A 14,073-nucleotide genomic window follows, 5' to 3' on the forward strand; every position below is an offset into this window, starting at 1 on the left:
ACAGCCCCCTTCAGTCCGACGACATTTCCGCGGCTCCCGCCGGCGCGCGCGCCAGCTCGGCCAGAACCTCCTCGGCCGGACCTTCGCAGTCGACCGATCCGGCGTTGAGGACGAGCAGCCGATCCGCGGCGGCCAGCACGCTGGTGCGGTGCGCCGCGATCACGATCGTCGCGCCGCGCTGGCGACTGGTCTCCAGCGCGCGCATCAGCGCCGCCTCGCCCTCCGCGTCCAGCGCGGCATTGGGTTCGTCGAGCAGGAGGATCGGCGGGTCGTCGAACATCGCTCGCGCCAGTGCGATCCGCTGCCGCTGACCCGCCGACAGCGCCAGCCCGCCGCGCCCGATCGGACAGTCATAGCCACCGGGCAGCGACAGGATCAGCGCGTGGCACCCCGCGACCTTGGCCGCGTCGATCACCCGCCGGTCGAACGAGACCGGGTCCACCGCGTTCGGATCGGCGAACCGGGCGATGTTCTGCGCCACCGTGCCCGTCAGGAAGCCGGGTTCCTGCGGCACATAGCCGCGGTACCGCGCGAGCCGCTGCGCATCCCAGAGGATCGAGTCCGCGCCATCGAGCAGCACCTGTCCGGACTCGGGCGCGATACCCCCGGCGAGGATGCGGATCAGCGTCGTCTTGCCCGCCCCCGATGCCCCGACGATCCCCAGCATCTGCCCCGCCTGCAGGTCGAAGCTCACCCCCTTCAGCAGCATCGCCGCGCCATCGGCGCTGCGCGTGGTGATCTTGCGCGCGGTGATCCGGCCGAGCGGCGCCGGCAGGACGGTCGCGGGCGCCGCCGCCGCGTCCGTGTCGAACAACTGCTTCAGCGATTTCAGCGCCTCGTTCGCGCTCTGCAGGTTCGACCAACCGCCGATCAGCAGCTCGACCGGCTGCAGCGCACGGCTGAGCAGCACCGAGGCGGCGATGATCGATCCGACCGAGATCTGCCGCTGGACCGCGAGGATCGCGGCAAGCCCCAGCGCCAGCGACTGGAGGAACAGCCGCATGAACTTGGCGATCGCGGCATAGCGCGCGGTCGCCATCTGCGCCGCGGCCAGCGCCGCCTGCCCGTCGCAGCGTTCGGCGATCTGCCGGTCGACCATCGCCCGGCCCATGCCCAGCGCGCGGACGAGCTCGGCCTGCTGAGCGATATCCTCCTGGACGATCGCCGACCGGGCATTGGCGGTGTGCGCAACGGTCATCAGCCCGCGCGTCCCCCGCTCGGACATCCATGTCAGCACCGCGAGGCACGCGCCCGCAGCGATGATGAACAGCCCCAGCAGCGGATGGATCAGCACCGCGGCCAGAACATAGATCGGCGTCCAGGGCGCATCGAAGATCCCGACCAGCGTCGGCGCGGTGATCACCTGTCGCAGCGTGTCGAACTCGCGCATCGCCTGTGCCGTCGTCGGGTCGCGCTGCCGGGTGTGACCGCGCTCGATCAGCCGCGCCAGGATCGCCCGCGACACGCGCTGGTCGAGCCGCAGCGACACCTTGACCATCAGCCGCGACCGCAGGGCCTCCAGCACCCCGATCGTGGCGATCGCCGCCCCCAGCACCAGCGTCAGGATCACCAGAGTGACGACGCCCCCCGGTCGGCACCACCCGGTCATAGACCTGCATCATGTACAGCGTCGGCGCGAGGTACAGGATGTTGACCAGCGCGCTGAACAGCAAGGCGGCAAGGAGATGCGACCGACAGCGCGTCACCGCATCCCGTACCGGCTGCGCCAGCCGGTCCCCGAACATCTGCATCATCGATCAGAACCCGAAATCGCTGTGGTCGATCGTCGTCGCGTTCACCCCGGTGAGCGTGATCGTCTGCGTGCCGATCGTGATCACCGTGTTGACGCCGACCTGCGAAATCAGCACCTGTGCCCCGAAATTGGCGGCGGTGATGCCGCAACCCGAAACATCGAGCAGGTCCTGTCCCCCGGCCGCATCGAAGTCGAAATCGACCACCGTGTCATTGCCCTGCCCGGTCACGAACACGAACACGTCGTCGCCCGTGCCCCCGGTCAGCCGGTCGCTGCCGGTGCCGCCGACGAGCCGGTCCTGCCCCGCGCCGCCCAGCAGCTGGTCGTTGCCCCCCAGCCCCTGCAACAGGTCGTCGCCGTCGAACCCGGACAGGATATTGCCCGCGCTATTGCCCGTCAGTGCGTTCGCGCCGGCATTGCCGTTGCCGTGCACCCCGGAAGTGCCCGTCAGCGTCAGGTTCTCGAGCCCGTCGGCCAGCGTGAAGGTGATGCTGCTGGTGACGAGATCGACGCCGTCCCCGTCGGTCTCGTCGACGCTGTCGCCCAGAGTGTCGACGATGTAGATATCGTCGCCGAGACCGCCTGCCATCACGTCCGCGCCGGTGCCGCCGTCGAGCGTGTCGGCGCCGCCACCGCCGAACAGCTGATCGTTGCCGGCCATCCCGCGCAGCGTATCGGCCCCCTCCATGCCCGACAGGATGTTGACGCCGGCATTGCCCGTCAGGATATTGGCGTCCGCGCTGCCCGTCGCATCGATCGCCGCCACCCCGCTCAGCGTAAGACGCTCGACCCCCGCCCCCAGCGTGAAGGACACGCTGCTGGTGACCGTATCGAGACCGTCCCCACCGGTCTCGTCGACCACGTCGCCGATATCGTCGACGACATAGCTGTCGTTGCCGCGCCCGCCGGACATCACGTCCTGGCCGGTGCCGCCGTCGAGCGTATCCGTGCCCGCGCCGCCGAACAGCTGGTCGTTGCCGGCAAAGCCCGACAGCGCGTTGGCGCCGTCATTGCCGGTGATGACGTTATCGGCGGCATTGCCCCGCCCCGCGATTCCCCCCCGTCCCGGTCAGGGTGAGGCGTTCGACGCCGGCGCCGAGCGTGTAGGTGATGCTGCTGGTGACGGTGTCGATACCGTCGCTGCCGGTCTCGTCGACGATGTCGCCGGTCGTGTCGACGCTATAGAGATCGTCGCCGTCGCCGCCGGTCATGATGTCCGATCCGGTGCCGCCGTTCAGGATGTCCGCCCCCGCACCGCCGTTCAGCCGGTCGTTGCCCGACAGCCCGATCAGCGTGTCGTCGCCGTCGAGACCCGTCAGCGTGTTCGCCGCACCATTGCCCGTCAGGATGTTGGCGGCGGCGTTGCCCGTCGCGCTGGGCGAACCGCTCCCCGTCAGCGTCAGATTCTCGACACCGGCGGCGAGCGTGAAGGTCACGCTGCTCTTGACCAGGTCGACGCCATCGCCGTCGGTCTCGTCGACGACGTCGCTGACATTGTCGACCGTATAGGTATCGTTGCCCGTGCCGCCGGACAGGAGGTCGGCACCGACGCCGCCGTCGAGGTCATCGGCCCCGTCGCCCCCGAACAGCTGGTCGTTCCCCGCAAGCCCGCGCAGAGTGTCCGCGCCTTCCAGCCCGGTCAGCCGGTTCACCCCGGCATTGCCCGTCAGGACGTTCGCATCGGCATTGCCCGTCGCGTTGATCGCTGCACTGCCCGTCAGCTCGAGGTTGTCCACCCCGGCCGCTAGCGCGAAGCTCACGCTGCTGTTGACCAGATCGACGCCGTCGCCGCCTGTCTCGTCGACGCGTCACCGACATTGTCGACCGTATAGGTGTCGTTGCCGAGCCCACCCGACATCGTGTCCGCACCGGTGCCGCCGTCCAGCCGGTCGTTGCCGCCGCCGCCGGTCAGCCAGTCGTCCCCCGCGAGCCCCGCCAGAGCATTGTCCCCGTCATTGCCGGTGACGGTGTTCGCAGCGGCGTTTCCGGTGGCGTTCAGCGCCGCGTTTCCGGTCAGCGTGACGTTTTCCAGCCCCGTCGCGAGTGTGTAGGCGATGCTGCTGAGGACGGTATCGGTCCCGTCGCCCCCGCTTTCGCTGACGACATCGCCCGTGCTGTCGACGACATAGGTGTCGTCCCCCAGCCCGCCCGCCATGGTGTCGGCGCCCGCCCCGCCATCGAGGAAATCGGCACCGGCGAGCCCCGTCAGCGTGTTGGCGGCACCGTTGCCGGTCAGCACGTTGTTGCCCGCATTGCCGGTACCGCTGATCCCCGCGGAGCCGCCGAGCATCAGATTTTCGACCTCGGTGCCCAGCGTGTAGCTGATGCTGCTGGTCACCGTGTCGGTGCCGCCTTCGCTGCCCTCGACGACCGTGTCGCCGCCGTCATCGACGACATAGGTGTCGTCGCCCAGCCCCCCCGCCATCCGGTCGGCCCCGCTGCCGCCGTCGAGGCTGTCATTCCCGTCTTCGCCGAACAGACGGTCGTCTCCGTCCAGCCCGAGCAAAGTGTCATCGCCGCCGCGCGCGAAGACGAGGTCGGCGTCCTCCGTGCCGGTGAGCACGTTGGCCTCCTCGTCGCCGAGGATCGCGTAATCGGGGATCGCGACCGCCATCGTCGCGTCGGAATAGACCACCGATTCCGGCTGGTTCGTCCCCTGCGTGCTGAACCCGCGATTGTCGGTATAGTTGGTCGCGACGCGCAGCGGCTGGCCGATATCGTCGACCGTGACCTTGTACGTGTCGTCGGTCGCCCCCGCGATATCGACCCACGTCCCTTCAACCTGACGCTGCCACTGCCGCGCAAAGCTCGTCGTGCCGTCATAATCGATGAAGCTGCCCGTCGTGACCGTCAGCACCTGATCGATTTCCGGCTCGACGTTATCGATCTCGAAGCTGCCGACATGCTGGCGGTTGATCTCGGCGACGCTGTCGGCGAACTGGATCCGCTCGACGTTGCGCAGCATGTCGCTGCCCTCGTCGCCGACATTGTCGACGACGCTGACCCGCCCGTCGGGCCGCAGCGTGATCGTGAAGTTGGAGCGGTTGCCGATATAGACCGCGGTATCCATCCCCGACCCGATCGTCGCCGCACCCGTGGCATAGCCGTTGACGGTCTCGCGGTAGACGATCTCGCGCGACGCGACGAGCTGGCCGGGGTTGATCGTCCCGTTCAGCAGCCGCGCCTGGATCTCGGTCAGCGAATCCGCGCGGAACAGCTCGGCGCCCGACCCGTCCTTGTTTTCGCGCACGCTGATGAAGACGTGCATAAAGGCGTCGCCGTCGATGACGTCGTTGCCCGCGCGCCCCTTGATGCGTCCGCACCGCCGCCGCCGATCAGCAAGTCGTCGGTCGTGCTGCCGTCCATCACCAGCGCATCGGCATCGTTCGCATCCCAGGTCTTGAAGCTCAGCAGTTCGCGCAGCCCGGTGATCAGCCGGACGCCGTCCTCGTACAGGTTGTTGCCGAGGATCCGGGGATTGTCGTCGCCGAGCAGGTCCGGGAAATTGGCGCCCGTGCTGACGAGGCCGAGCGGGATCTGCCGGCCGGTCAGCGTGTCGGCATATTTCCAGCCCGACAACGCCTCGACCAGGTCGTTGCGGTCGCGCAGCGTGAACGCCTGCTGGTTGACCGCGGCACTCAGCCCCAGATCCGAATTGGCGGCGGTCGTATCACCCTGGTGGATGACCCAGTCGAACCCGGCCATGCCGTTGTTGCGCTGGATCCCCGCCCCCTGGATCATGATGTCGTCGCCGCTCTCCCCGTCATAATCGGTGTCGTTGCCGCCGCCGTTCAGGATGTCGTTGCCGATGATCGGGCTGTTGAAGAACAGGTTCGAATTCTCGCCCGTCACGCTGTCGAAGCCGTCGCCGCCCTCGATCCAGTCGTCGCCTTCATTCCCCATCAGACCGTCGCTGCCGCTGCCGCCCAGCAGGAAGTCGTTGCCGCGGCCGGCGAACATCTCCTTCGCGTCGGTGCCGCCGACCATGAAGTCCTGGCCGCCGCCACCGAACATGATGTCGAGCCCGGAGCCGCCGCTGACGACGTCATTGCCCTCGCCACCGCGCAGGAAATCGTCGCCGAACGGGTCCTCGATGATGTCGTCGCCGTCACCGGCATAGACCTGATCGGATTCCGTGCCCGCGTTCAGGTAATCGTCGCCGCCATCGCCCCACAGCGTATCGATGCCCTTGTCGCCATAGAGCCGGTCATTGCCCTCGGTCCCGCCGAGCACGACATGCTCGCCGCCGCTATATTTGAGCATCCCGCCATCGTCATGGCCGTCGCCGTCGACGTCCTCGCCCGGGGCGATCCGCACCACCTTGGGGTCGAACGCCTGCTGGAAACTGTCCTCCCAGACCGGATCGAACGTGCCGCCCGCCAGATACGTGCCGTCCTCGCCGATATTGGTGACCTGCGGCGTCAGCGGATCAAGTTCGAGGATATAGTCCGCGGTGTTGAAGATCTGCCCGTCGACATGCGTCGAATGCACGTCGCCCAGGTCGGAATTGCGCATCACGAGATCGGCGAAGCTGCTCTTCTCCAGCTCGTTGAGCATGTTCATGCCCTGCGTACGGCTGAGATAATAGAAGCGGTCGCCGTTCTGCAGGCTTTCGAGCTGGTGTTCGAACACATAGTTGAACGTCGAACCCAGCATCCCGCCGAATTCCATCTTCTCCTCGGCCAGACCGCCGATCCACAGATCGACCAGGTTCAGCCCGGTTTCGTGGCTATTGACCCCGTCGACGATGCTGGGCGCCCAGTTGCCCTTGCTCTGCAGGAAGTTGAGCCGATCGGCCGGGGCCTGGAGCACATGCTCCTCGACGCCCATCGCGGCATTCGCATGCACGACGATATCCGCGCCGCCCATCACCAGCAGGGTCGCGGCGGCGCGCTTGCCCTCCAGCGTCGTCTCGCCGGTGATCAGCGGATGCGTGCCATAGGCGGCGACGAAATTGACGATCGACAGCGGGTTCTTGATGTTCTGCGCGAAGTCGAGCCAGCTCGTATAGGGTTTGAGCTGCGAATCGTTGGTTGAGGCATAGAGCTGCGCACGCACCACGTTGAACGCCGCGACGCCGGCATCGCGGCCGCGCGCGATGTTGAGCGCGGCGAGGTCGAGCGGCAGCCCGACGAGGAAATTGCGCAGCGAATCGGGCACGAACTCGTCGATCTCGCTGCCCTCGACGCGCGTCATCCCGCGGATGATGGCGCCCGCGGCGATCGCCGCATCCTCCTCGCCGGTGACGGGATCCAGACCGGCTTCGCCAAACGCCTGCGGGTTCAGGAACGCCTCGACCAGGCTCAGCGATTGCGTCGACAGCGTCGGATCGGTGATCTCGATCGTGTCGGTCAGCATCGAATGGCCGAACCGGTACACGGCGTGCGCGAATTCGGCGGTGATCGCAGGGTCGATGTCGGCGGTATTGCTGAAGATGAACGGATCGATATTGGGCTGAATCCGGCGCGCGAACTCCTCGAACACCAGATGCTGATACTGCATTTCGGTGCTGAACCGCCCCGCCTGGAACAGCCGCTCGCCATCCCAGTCGAGTGCATCGATCGCCTGCGTCTTCGCCGTCCCGGTCAGCGCCTCGATCGCATCGAGCTCCGCCTGCGTGATCGCGCTGCGCGTGCCGTCCGCCGCAGGGCGCAGCCATTCGTTGACGATGGCGAGGTCGCCCGATGCGATGATCGTCAGCTTGTCCGCCTCGACCACGCGATTATGCTCGGCATGGAAGATGGTGTGGACCGCGGTCAGCCCGATATTCTCGTTGCCGCGGCCGTCGCCCGTGACGAAATGCGCGTCGAGCATCTCGTCGTCATAGGTCAGCGGGTTGTTGTCGTCGGCGATCAGGTCGCGCGCGTTGATCACGCCGTCCAGATTGACGTCGCGCAGGTCGTCGAGCGTGATCGCGTGGTCGCCATCCGCATCGACGATCCGCCCCTCGCCCGCGACCAGATCGGCCTCGTCGGACACGCCGTCGCCATTAAAGTCGAGCATGTCCGTATCGGCGGTCTGCCGCACCGCGGGCGTCGCCGGATTGTGATCGAGGTCGACCAGCACCGGTTCGGCATGGTGCGCGATGTCGTTGAGGAACGCGTGGCCGGTGAAGTACGCGTTCGCGGGCACCGCGACGCCCTCGGCCGTCCCCTCGAGCAGCGTGCCGTCCTTCAGCATGATCTGCGCATAGCCGTTCGCGCCGGGGATGAACCGGCCGTACGCGTCGGTCAGCAGCAGCGGCACGTTGTGCACGTCGTAGTCGTCGAGCCGGATGCCGAGCATCGTCAGCGCCTGCGCCTTGGTCTCGGCCCAGTTCGCCATCCCGCCGATCGCGCCGTCGAGCAGCCGCCCGGTCGAGATCGCATGCGAATCCTTCACCCCGTCGCCATCCGAATCGACCGAGAACTTGTATTCGCGCAGGAACACCTGATGCGACGCATGCGAGGTATAGGTCTGGTTCTGGTCAATGAACGGCGTCGTCGTGTTGACCGTCTCGGTCCCGCCGACGACCGGGTTGCCGTTGGCGTCATATTGCGTCGACCGGGTCAGCGGCATGAAGTTGGGGCCGCCGGGGACATAGAGCGGATCGTCGGGCTGCAGCGGGATCAGCACCGTGCCGTTGCCGCCTTGGTGATCAGGTCGAGCCCATGATCGAAGAACTGGCCGAAGAACGTCATCCACGCGTTGAACGACGGCGACAGGCCGATGTCCGGCGACAGGTTCGGGATCGACGCCAGTTCCTCGTTGGTCGGGATATAGCCATCGGGCGGCGCGTCGCCGCCATGCGCATCGGCATAGGCCGCCTGCGCATGCGCGTTGACGTACCAGGCGGCGATCGCCGCGGGATTGGTGTTGGTCATGTCGGCGATCAGGTTGCTGATCAGCCGCGGGTCGGCATCGACCACGCTGCCCGGCGTGCCGTAATCGGTGTTGGTCAGGACCGGCCCGCCGGGCCCGGTGCCGAACGTCGCGCCGTCGTTCAGATTGCGGAACACCGGCGTCGTCAGCCGCGGCAGCAGCTGGTCCGCCGCGCCCAACACCGCATTGCCCGGCAGCAGATTGTTGTAGCTGCCATCGACGGTCCGCAGACCATAGGGGATCAATTGCGCCTGGGGGCCCAGGATATCCGCGAGTGACTCGCCAGCGGCATTGCGCTCGCTGATCCTGATCTGCGCCAGGATGAAGTTCAGATCTCCCAGATCGACGGTAAAGTCACCAGACATGATGCAATTTCCCCTCTGAATGACGAAACGCGAAACGTCTCGAGCGATCGTGATCGGGTCGTGATCGAAGACCGGCACACGTCGTGACGCCAACCTTCCATTCTTCGTTCGGCGGGATAAGGCCCATGAAGGACCTACGCCGGCCCCTGGCAGCCTAGGCCCTGTCCTAGGCCGAACGGCCGGGTTCGCGGCCGCTCCGCCTGGCGATGGATCCGAACACGCTTCGAATCCCGGTCTGTGCGAGGTCGAGCAAGCCCATGCGCGGCGCTACCCCGCCGCCAGTGAGGGGGGGCTCGTTCCGGCGGCGGGGTCCCGATCCGGCGAGCGAGTCAGCCGGTCGAGACGATACTGGACACAAAAGCCGCCGGGTCAGCCCCGGCGGCGTGCCAGATGACGGATCATGTCCTCGAGCGCGACCGACGGCTGGTCGTGCATCGCATAGCCCGCGACACGCGTGTCGGGCGCGAGGACATAGATGAGCGAGGAATGGTTGATGCTGTGCCCCATCTCGCCGGGCCTTGGCGGGATATGTTCACGCGCGACGTTGAACGCCTGGGTCGCGGCGTTCAGCTGCGCGCGCGTCCCCGTCGCGACCACCAGCCGCCCGTCGAACTTCTTCGCCAGCGCGCGCATCGCCGCAATGCGGTCGAGCTCGCCATGGCCGTGATGCGGCGGCGCCTGCAACGCCCATCGCCGCCGCCGCGGCCGGCCGGCGGAATCGCACCACGCCGAGCGGCGGCACGTCGATGTCGACGAACAGCGCACGCGCCGCGATCCCCGACTGGCGCAGCCGTTCCGCCGTCTGCACCATGCGCGGAATGGCCATCGGGCAACTCGCGCGGCAGCGGCTGTACCCGAAGAACAGCAGCGTCCAGCGATCGCGAAAGTCCGCGGCACCGATCGGGCGGCCTGCGACATCGGAAAAGTCGAACGCCCCGCCCAGCTGCGTGGGCATTGCCGCATGCGTCGCATGGCCGGGACGTGCGGACGGGGAGGCGGACGGGGGGGGCGGATCGGGTCGGGAATGTGGTCATGATACGACAATCTGCGTCTTGGCCACGCCGCGGCCATTGTCCTGGACGCGGCGGGTGATCCAGTGGAGATATTCGATCGTTGCGTTGATCGCGCCACGCTGAGTCGCGGTGATCAGGAAATCGAGCCTTGTGGCGCTGGTCAGCTCGATCGGTGTCCCCGCGGGAAAGACGATCGGCGCATTCCAGTTTTCCTTGCCCAGCCGGTGCCCGTCGCACGACACGCAGGTCACCGGCACCTGGAACGTCACCCTGAGGATCGAGTAGCTCGCGTTGAGCAGCCGGATCAGGACGGTCTCGCCGACCCGCGCCTTCGCTGCGACCTTCTGATCGGTCATCGTCTTGGTCGGGAACACACCGTTGATCAGGAAATATTTGGGCTCGAACCGGTTCAGCCCGACATTTTCGCCGCACATGCCCGCATCATGGTTGTTGCTCAGCACATTGTGCCAGCGCGCATCCATGTCGTCGCACACCCAGAGCCGCTCGACCTGATAGCGCTGGTACGGCGCATTCGCCATCGGCGACGAATAGAGATAGCCGGGCCCCTCCGGCGGATCGACGATCAGCCCGCCGAACATCCCCATCTCGAAATGCAGCGGCGTGTTGCGGTGGCAGTGATAGAAGAAGGTGCCCGGGCTCGACGCTTTCCACTGATAGGTGAACTGGTTCGCCACCTCGAACGACACATGGCCGACGCCGTCATGCATCGTCGTCGGCTCGATCCCGTGATGATGGATCGTGTGCGCATGCTTGGCGGTGAGCAAAGTGACATGCACGATCTGTCCCTCCCGCACGCGCATCAGCGGCGAGGGATAGGGCGATTTGACGCCGCTCGCCGGATCCTCGAACGCCCAGTAGCGCAGCCGTACCCCGTCGGGCGCGACCAGATTGCCGCTGGTCGTCACCTGCCGGACGAAGCTGATGTCGGGCGTCAGCCGGTCGGGCGTCGGCAGGCTCGCCTTGAAGACGTTGCAGCCGAACGTCTGGAAATTGGTGACGCCCTGTGCCGCGGTCTTGGTCCAGTCGATCCCCGACGGACTGATACTCTCATCGCCCATGGTCATTCCCCATCGTCTCGACCGGATCAGAAGGCGTAGATCGGGCTGGTCATCGTCCAGTGCGTGACCAGTCCCTGCGGATAATTGCCCCCGCCCGCGGTCTGCGACATCTCGGTGTGGCAGTGCATGACGTATTTCAGCGGGAACGGCTCCTCCCTCGGCGGCCAGACCGGCACGTCGGGTGGCCGCTCGAACGGCAGGATCATGTCCTTGCGGTCCATCGGCCGCATGACCCACACGTCGCGTTCGTAGACGTTGGTCTCGCAATAGGGGACGCCGCTCGCATCCGCCTCGGTACATTCGAACAGGTGATTGCCGTGGATGTGCGCCGAATGCGTGCACAGCCCGGCATTCATCACCCGCAACAGCGTCGGCTGACCCTGCTTCCCGACCGGCTCGATCGCCTGCGCGGCCGCCCGGTCGACGCTGGCCGTGGTGTCGTGGACCGCGGTATCGAACCCGCTCAGGCCGTTGATGTGGAAATAATCGGGGAGGAACGCATCGATCAGCGCCTGGCCCGATATCCGGTACCCCGCCGCCACGCGCGCGTTAATCGCCGAATCGGTCTGCGAGAACAGCCACAGCTTGTCGCGGGCCGGATCCCCCGCCTTCCACCGCTCGCCGGGAAAGCGCGGATGCCGCCCGAACGCATCGAACACCGCGGCGATCTGCGGCGTGTGCATCGCGCGGCTGAACGGCGTGGCCGAGCCCGCGACCGTCGTGCCCAGCGCAGGGTCGACGATGAAGGCGCCGTGCAGCCCGAGGATGCGGTTGAGCGGCGGCTCATACGGATCATGATAGAGATAGGAGCCGCCGACCGGCGCGACGAAGTCCGGCACCTGCCGCGTCTGGCCGGGGGGGGATTTCGGGCACGGTCGCCTGCGGGATGCCGGTGATCGCAAAGCCGTGCGGGACGAGGTCGTTGTTCGTGATGCTGAGCGAGACGGGTTCGCCCTCGCGGTACCGCAACACCGGCTGCGGCTGGCCGCTTTCGTGGAAATAGAACACCATGTAGACGATCTTGCCGTCGATCATCTCCTTCTCGACCGGTTCGATGACCAGCCGGAGCGACTGCGCAAGATCGGACGACCCCGACAGCGACATCGGCGTCGGCGCCGGGCTGCTGAGCGGCGTGTCGGTCGGCGTGATCATCTGCTGCGCCGTCGCGGCGAGCGCCACCGTCGTTGCGCCGGCCCCAATCTTCAGAAAGTCCCGGCGCTCCATCGACTATCCCCATGACGTTCGCGCAGCGCAATATCTGCCCGATTTCCCGGTATTTAGGTGCCAGACGCTGCCGCAGGATCAAGTAGGCCGCTCGGTCTAAGACCATGGACGATGCAGGGCCCGGGCGGGCCGCCGCGCGACATGGTTGCAGGCCGGGTCAATAGGCCTGCGCATGCACCGACGCGACCGCACCGGTTCGGTTGTGCACCCCGAGCGCCTTGAACAGCCCCGACAGATGCACCTTGATCGTCCCCTCGGCGAGGTTCAGCGCATGCGCGATCTCCTTGTTCGACGCGCCCCCGACGAGCAGTTGCAGCACCTGTTGCTGCCGCCGGGTGAGCGCGCCCTCGGCCCGCACCGAGTCCGGTTCGGGCGCCGACAGGTCGCCGACCATGTCGGGCAGGTAGATATGGCCCGCGGCGACCATCCGCACCGCCTTGGCGATCTCGTCCATCGGCATGGATTCGAGGATATAGGCGTGCGCACCCGCGCTGATCAGCGACAGGATCTTCATCCGCTCGCGCGTCTGCCCGACGACGATGATCCGAAGGTGCGGGTAGGACAGGCGCAGCCGGCGCATCATCCCGTGACCTTGGCCGTTCAGAACATCGGTATTGATGACGGCGAGCTTGGTGCAGTGCGCCCTCAGGAGATGCGCCTGGACGCTGCTCCAGTTCGATGTCGTCAGAACCGTATCGGCTAGATGCTGCTGGCTGAGAATGCTCGATATGGCGTAGCGGAATATTTCGGCATTGCTTGCGACAATAGCGTTGGATCTATCCAATTCATCATTGCGAATGATCTGCTCATTCATGACGCCGCTCCATTGGATGTTTTTGTAATATTACGCGATAATCTTACCAAAGCTGCCTAGACCATTGGCTGAGGCTGCGACCACGCCGGGTCTTAGGCAAGTCCGTACGGATACGGACCCCAGACAGTCTGTTCAGGCTTGGCACACCATGACCACCACACCGGCTTTGCTTCAATTTGAGACGGTTGCACTGCACGAAGACCCCGGCCGGTGTCTGGAAACCCCTATGCGGAAAGCGTAGCATTTTGGTTCTTTCCGGCGGATTCGAATTTGGAGCGATCGTGCAGCGGCTATGGGCCATCGTCGACCAGCAGGAGACCGCGTCCGACTGGCGCTGGAACCTGCTGCAAGGCGTGGGGTTCGGCAGCGCCGCGCTGGTTGCCACGGCGGTCGGCCGGCACCTGTTCGGGATCGACCTGCCCTTCACCTTCGCGCTGGCGGCGATCGCGATCGGCGCCGTCCTGGGGGGTGCGCTGACCGCGTGCGTGGGCGCCGCGACGACGATCCCCACCGCGCTGGTGTTCAGCGCGCACCATCCGCTCGTGACGCCGCTGAACACGCTGGTCGTGACCGGTTTTGCGATCGTCCTCGCGCTGTTCGGCGGTCGCATGACCCTTCTGCGCCAGCGCGCCGGCCTCGCGCAGGGCCGGTCGCACCAGCGCGAACTCTGTCTCCACTCGATCTTCAACACCACCCCCGCGGCGATGCTCATCGTCGACGCGGCGGGCGACGTGCTCGCGATCAACCGGAGCGCGCGCGGCATCCTGGGGATCACCGACCCCGATACCGGACGCCTGCGGCTCGCGGACCTGCTTCCCGGCCTGCCCGACCTGTCCGGCGAGACCGCGACCGCGCACGAACTGTGCCGCGCCGATGGCACGCGTCTCGCGCTGTCGCTGTCGAGCGGGACGCTGCCGTTCGCCGCGACCGGGCTGCGCACGCTCCATCTCCGTGACGAGACCGA

12 protein-coding genes are annotated in these 14,073 nt (G+C 66.6%); 1 reads left to right on the forward strand and 11 read right to left on the reverse strand.

The features are described 5' to 3' along the window. Positions 1 to 10: 10 nt before the first annotated feature. The 11 genes from NI18_RS20530 to NI18_RS20575 form a co-directional block, all read right to left on the reverse strand. Positions 11 to 1,609 (reverse strand): ATP-binding cassette domain-containing protein, encoded by a 1,599-nt coding sequence (locus tag NI18_RS20530; protein WP_128082363.1) that lies wholly within the window; start codon positions 1,607 to 1,609, stop codon positions 11 to 13. A 148-nt stretch (positions 1,610 to 1,757) separates the two neighbouring features. Then, a complete protein-coding gene (locus tag NI18_RS20535) occupies positions 1,758 to 2,807 on the reverse strand; it encodes a calcium-binding protein (RefSeq protein ID WP_347574897.1) in 1,050 nt (349 codons plus the stop codon). Continuing rightward, entirely contained in the window at positions 2,779 to 3,513 is a 735-nt protein-coding gene (locus NI18_RS27540) for a calcium-binding protein (protein WP_052149394.1), read from the reverse strand. The genes NI18_RS20535 and NI18_RS27540 overlap by 29 nt, the downstream gene beginning before the upstream one ends. Further along, entirely contained in the window at positions 3,510 to 5,021 is a 1,512-nt protein-coding gene (locus NI18_RS22725; protein WP_052149395.1) for a calcium-binding protein, read from the reverse strand. The genes NI18_RS27540 and NI18_RS22725 overlap by 4 nt, the downstream gene beginning before the upstream one ends. Further along, positions 4,949 to 8,368 (reverse strand): peroxidase family protein, encoded by a 3,420-nt coding sequence (locus tag NI18_RS20545; RefSeq protein ID WP_037533005.1) that lies wholly within the window; start codon positions 8,366 to 8,368, stop codon positions 4,949 to 4,951. Before NI18_RS20545 ends, NI18_RS22725 begins: the two co-directional genes overlap by 73 nt. Next, positions 8,362 to 8,979, reverse strand: coding sequence for a hypothetical protein (locus NI18_RS20550; RefSeq protein ID WP_128082364.1), 618 nt, complete (start codon positions 8,977 to 8,979; stop codon positions 8,362 to 8,364). The genes NI18_RS20545 and NI18_RS20550 overlap by 7 nt, the downstream gene beginning before the upstream one ends. Before the next feature lie 369 nt (positions 8,980 to 9,348). Next, on the reverse strand, positions 9,349 to 9,663 hold the full coding sequence (locus NI18_RS20555) for an SCO family protein (RefSeq protein WP_037533010.1): 315 nt from the start codon (positions 9,661 to 9,663) through the stop codon (positions 9,349 to 9,351). A gap of 346 nt (positions 9,664 to 10,009) precedes the next feature. Beyond that, a complete protein-coding gene (locus tag NI18_RS20560; RefSeq protein ID WP_198527086.1) occupies positions 10,010 to 11,071 on the reverse strand; it encodes a multicopper oxidase domain-containing protein in 1,062 nt (353 codons plus the stop codon). A gap of 26 nt (positions 11,072 to 11,097) precedes the next feature. Next, positions 11,098 to 11,910, reverse strand: a complete 813-nt coding sequence (locus NI18_RS25350; protein WP_037533013.1) for a hypothetical protein — start codon at positions 11,908 to 11,910, stop codon at positions 11,098 to 11,100. After that, positions 11,864 to 12,295 (reverse strand): hypothetical protein, encoded by a 432-nt coding sequence (locus NI18_RS20570; protein WP_037533015.1) that lies wholly within the window; start codon positions 12,293 to 12,295, stop codon positions 11,864 to 11,866. The genes NI18_RS25350 and NI18_RS20570 overlap by 47 nt, the downstream gene beginning before the upstream one ends. Positions 12,296 to 12,452: 157 nt before the next feature. After that, on the reverse strand, positions 12,453 to 13,079 hold the full coding sequence (locus tag NI18_RS20575) for a response regulator transcription factor (protein WP_192069587.1): 627 nt from the start codon (positions 13,077 to 13,079) through the stop codon (positions 12,453 to 12,455). A gap of 311 nt (positions 13,080 to 13,390) precedes the next feature. Between NI18_RS20575 and NI18_RS20580 the strand changes: the two genes are divergently transcribed. Continuing rightward, positions 13,391 to 14,073: PAS domain-containing protein (locus tag NI18_RS20580; protein WP_037533018.1), on the forward strand; the 683-nt coding region annotated here is incomplete at its 3' end.

The organism is Sphingomonas sp. Ant20 (assembly GCF_000783375.1).
GTDB lineage: Bacteria > Pseudomonadota > Alphaproteobacteria > Sphingomonadales > Sphingomonadaceae > Sphingomonas > Sphingomonas aerolata.

Excerpts from the sequence above, each read along its gene's own strand:
- NI18_RS20530 (WP_128082363.1), bottom strand. The coding sequence starts at position 1,609 with ATGACCGGGTGGTGCCGACCGGGGGGCGTCGTCACTCTGGTGATCCTG.
- NI18_RS22725 (WP_052149395.1), bottom strand. The coding sequence starts at position 5,021 with ATGCACGTCTTCATCAGCGTGCGCGAAAACAAGGACGGGTCGGGCGCC.
- NI18_RS20550 (WP_128082364.1), bottom strand. The coding sequence starts at position 8,979 with ATGTCTGGTGACTTTACCGTCGATCTGGGAGATCTGAACTTCATCCTG.
- NI18_RS20560 (WP_198527086.1), bottom strand. The coding sequence starts at position 11,071 with ATGGGCGATGAGAGTATCAGTCCGTCGGGGATCGACTGGACCAAGACC.
- NI18_RS20570 (WP_037533015.1), bottom strand. The coding sequence starts at position 12,295 with ATGGAGCGCCGGGACTTTCTGAAGATTGGGGCCGGCGCAACGACGGTG.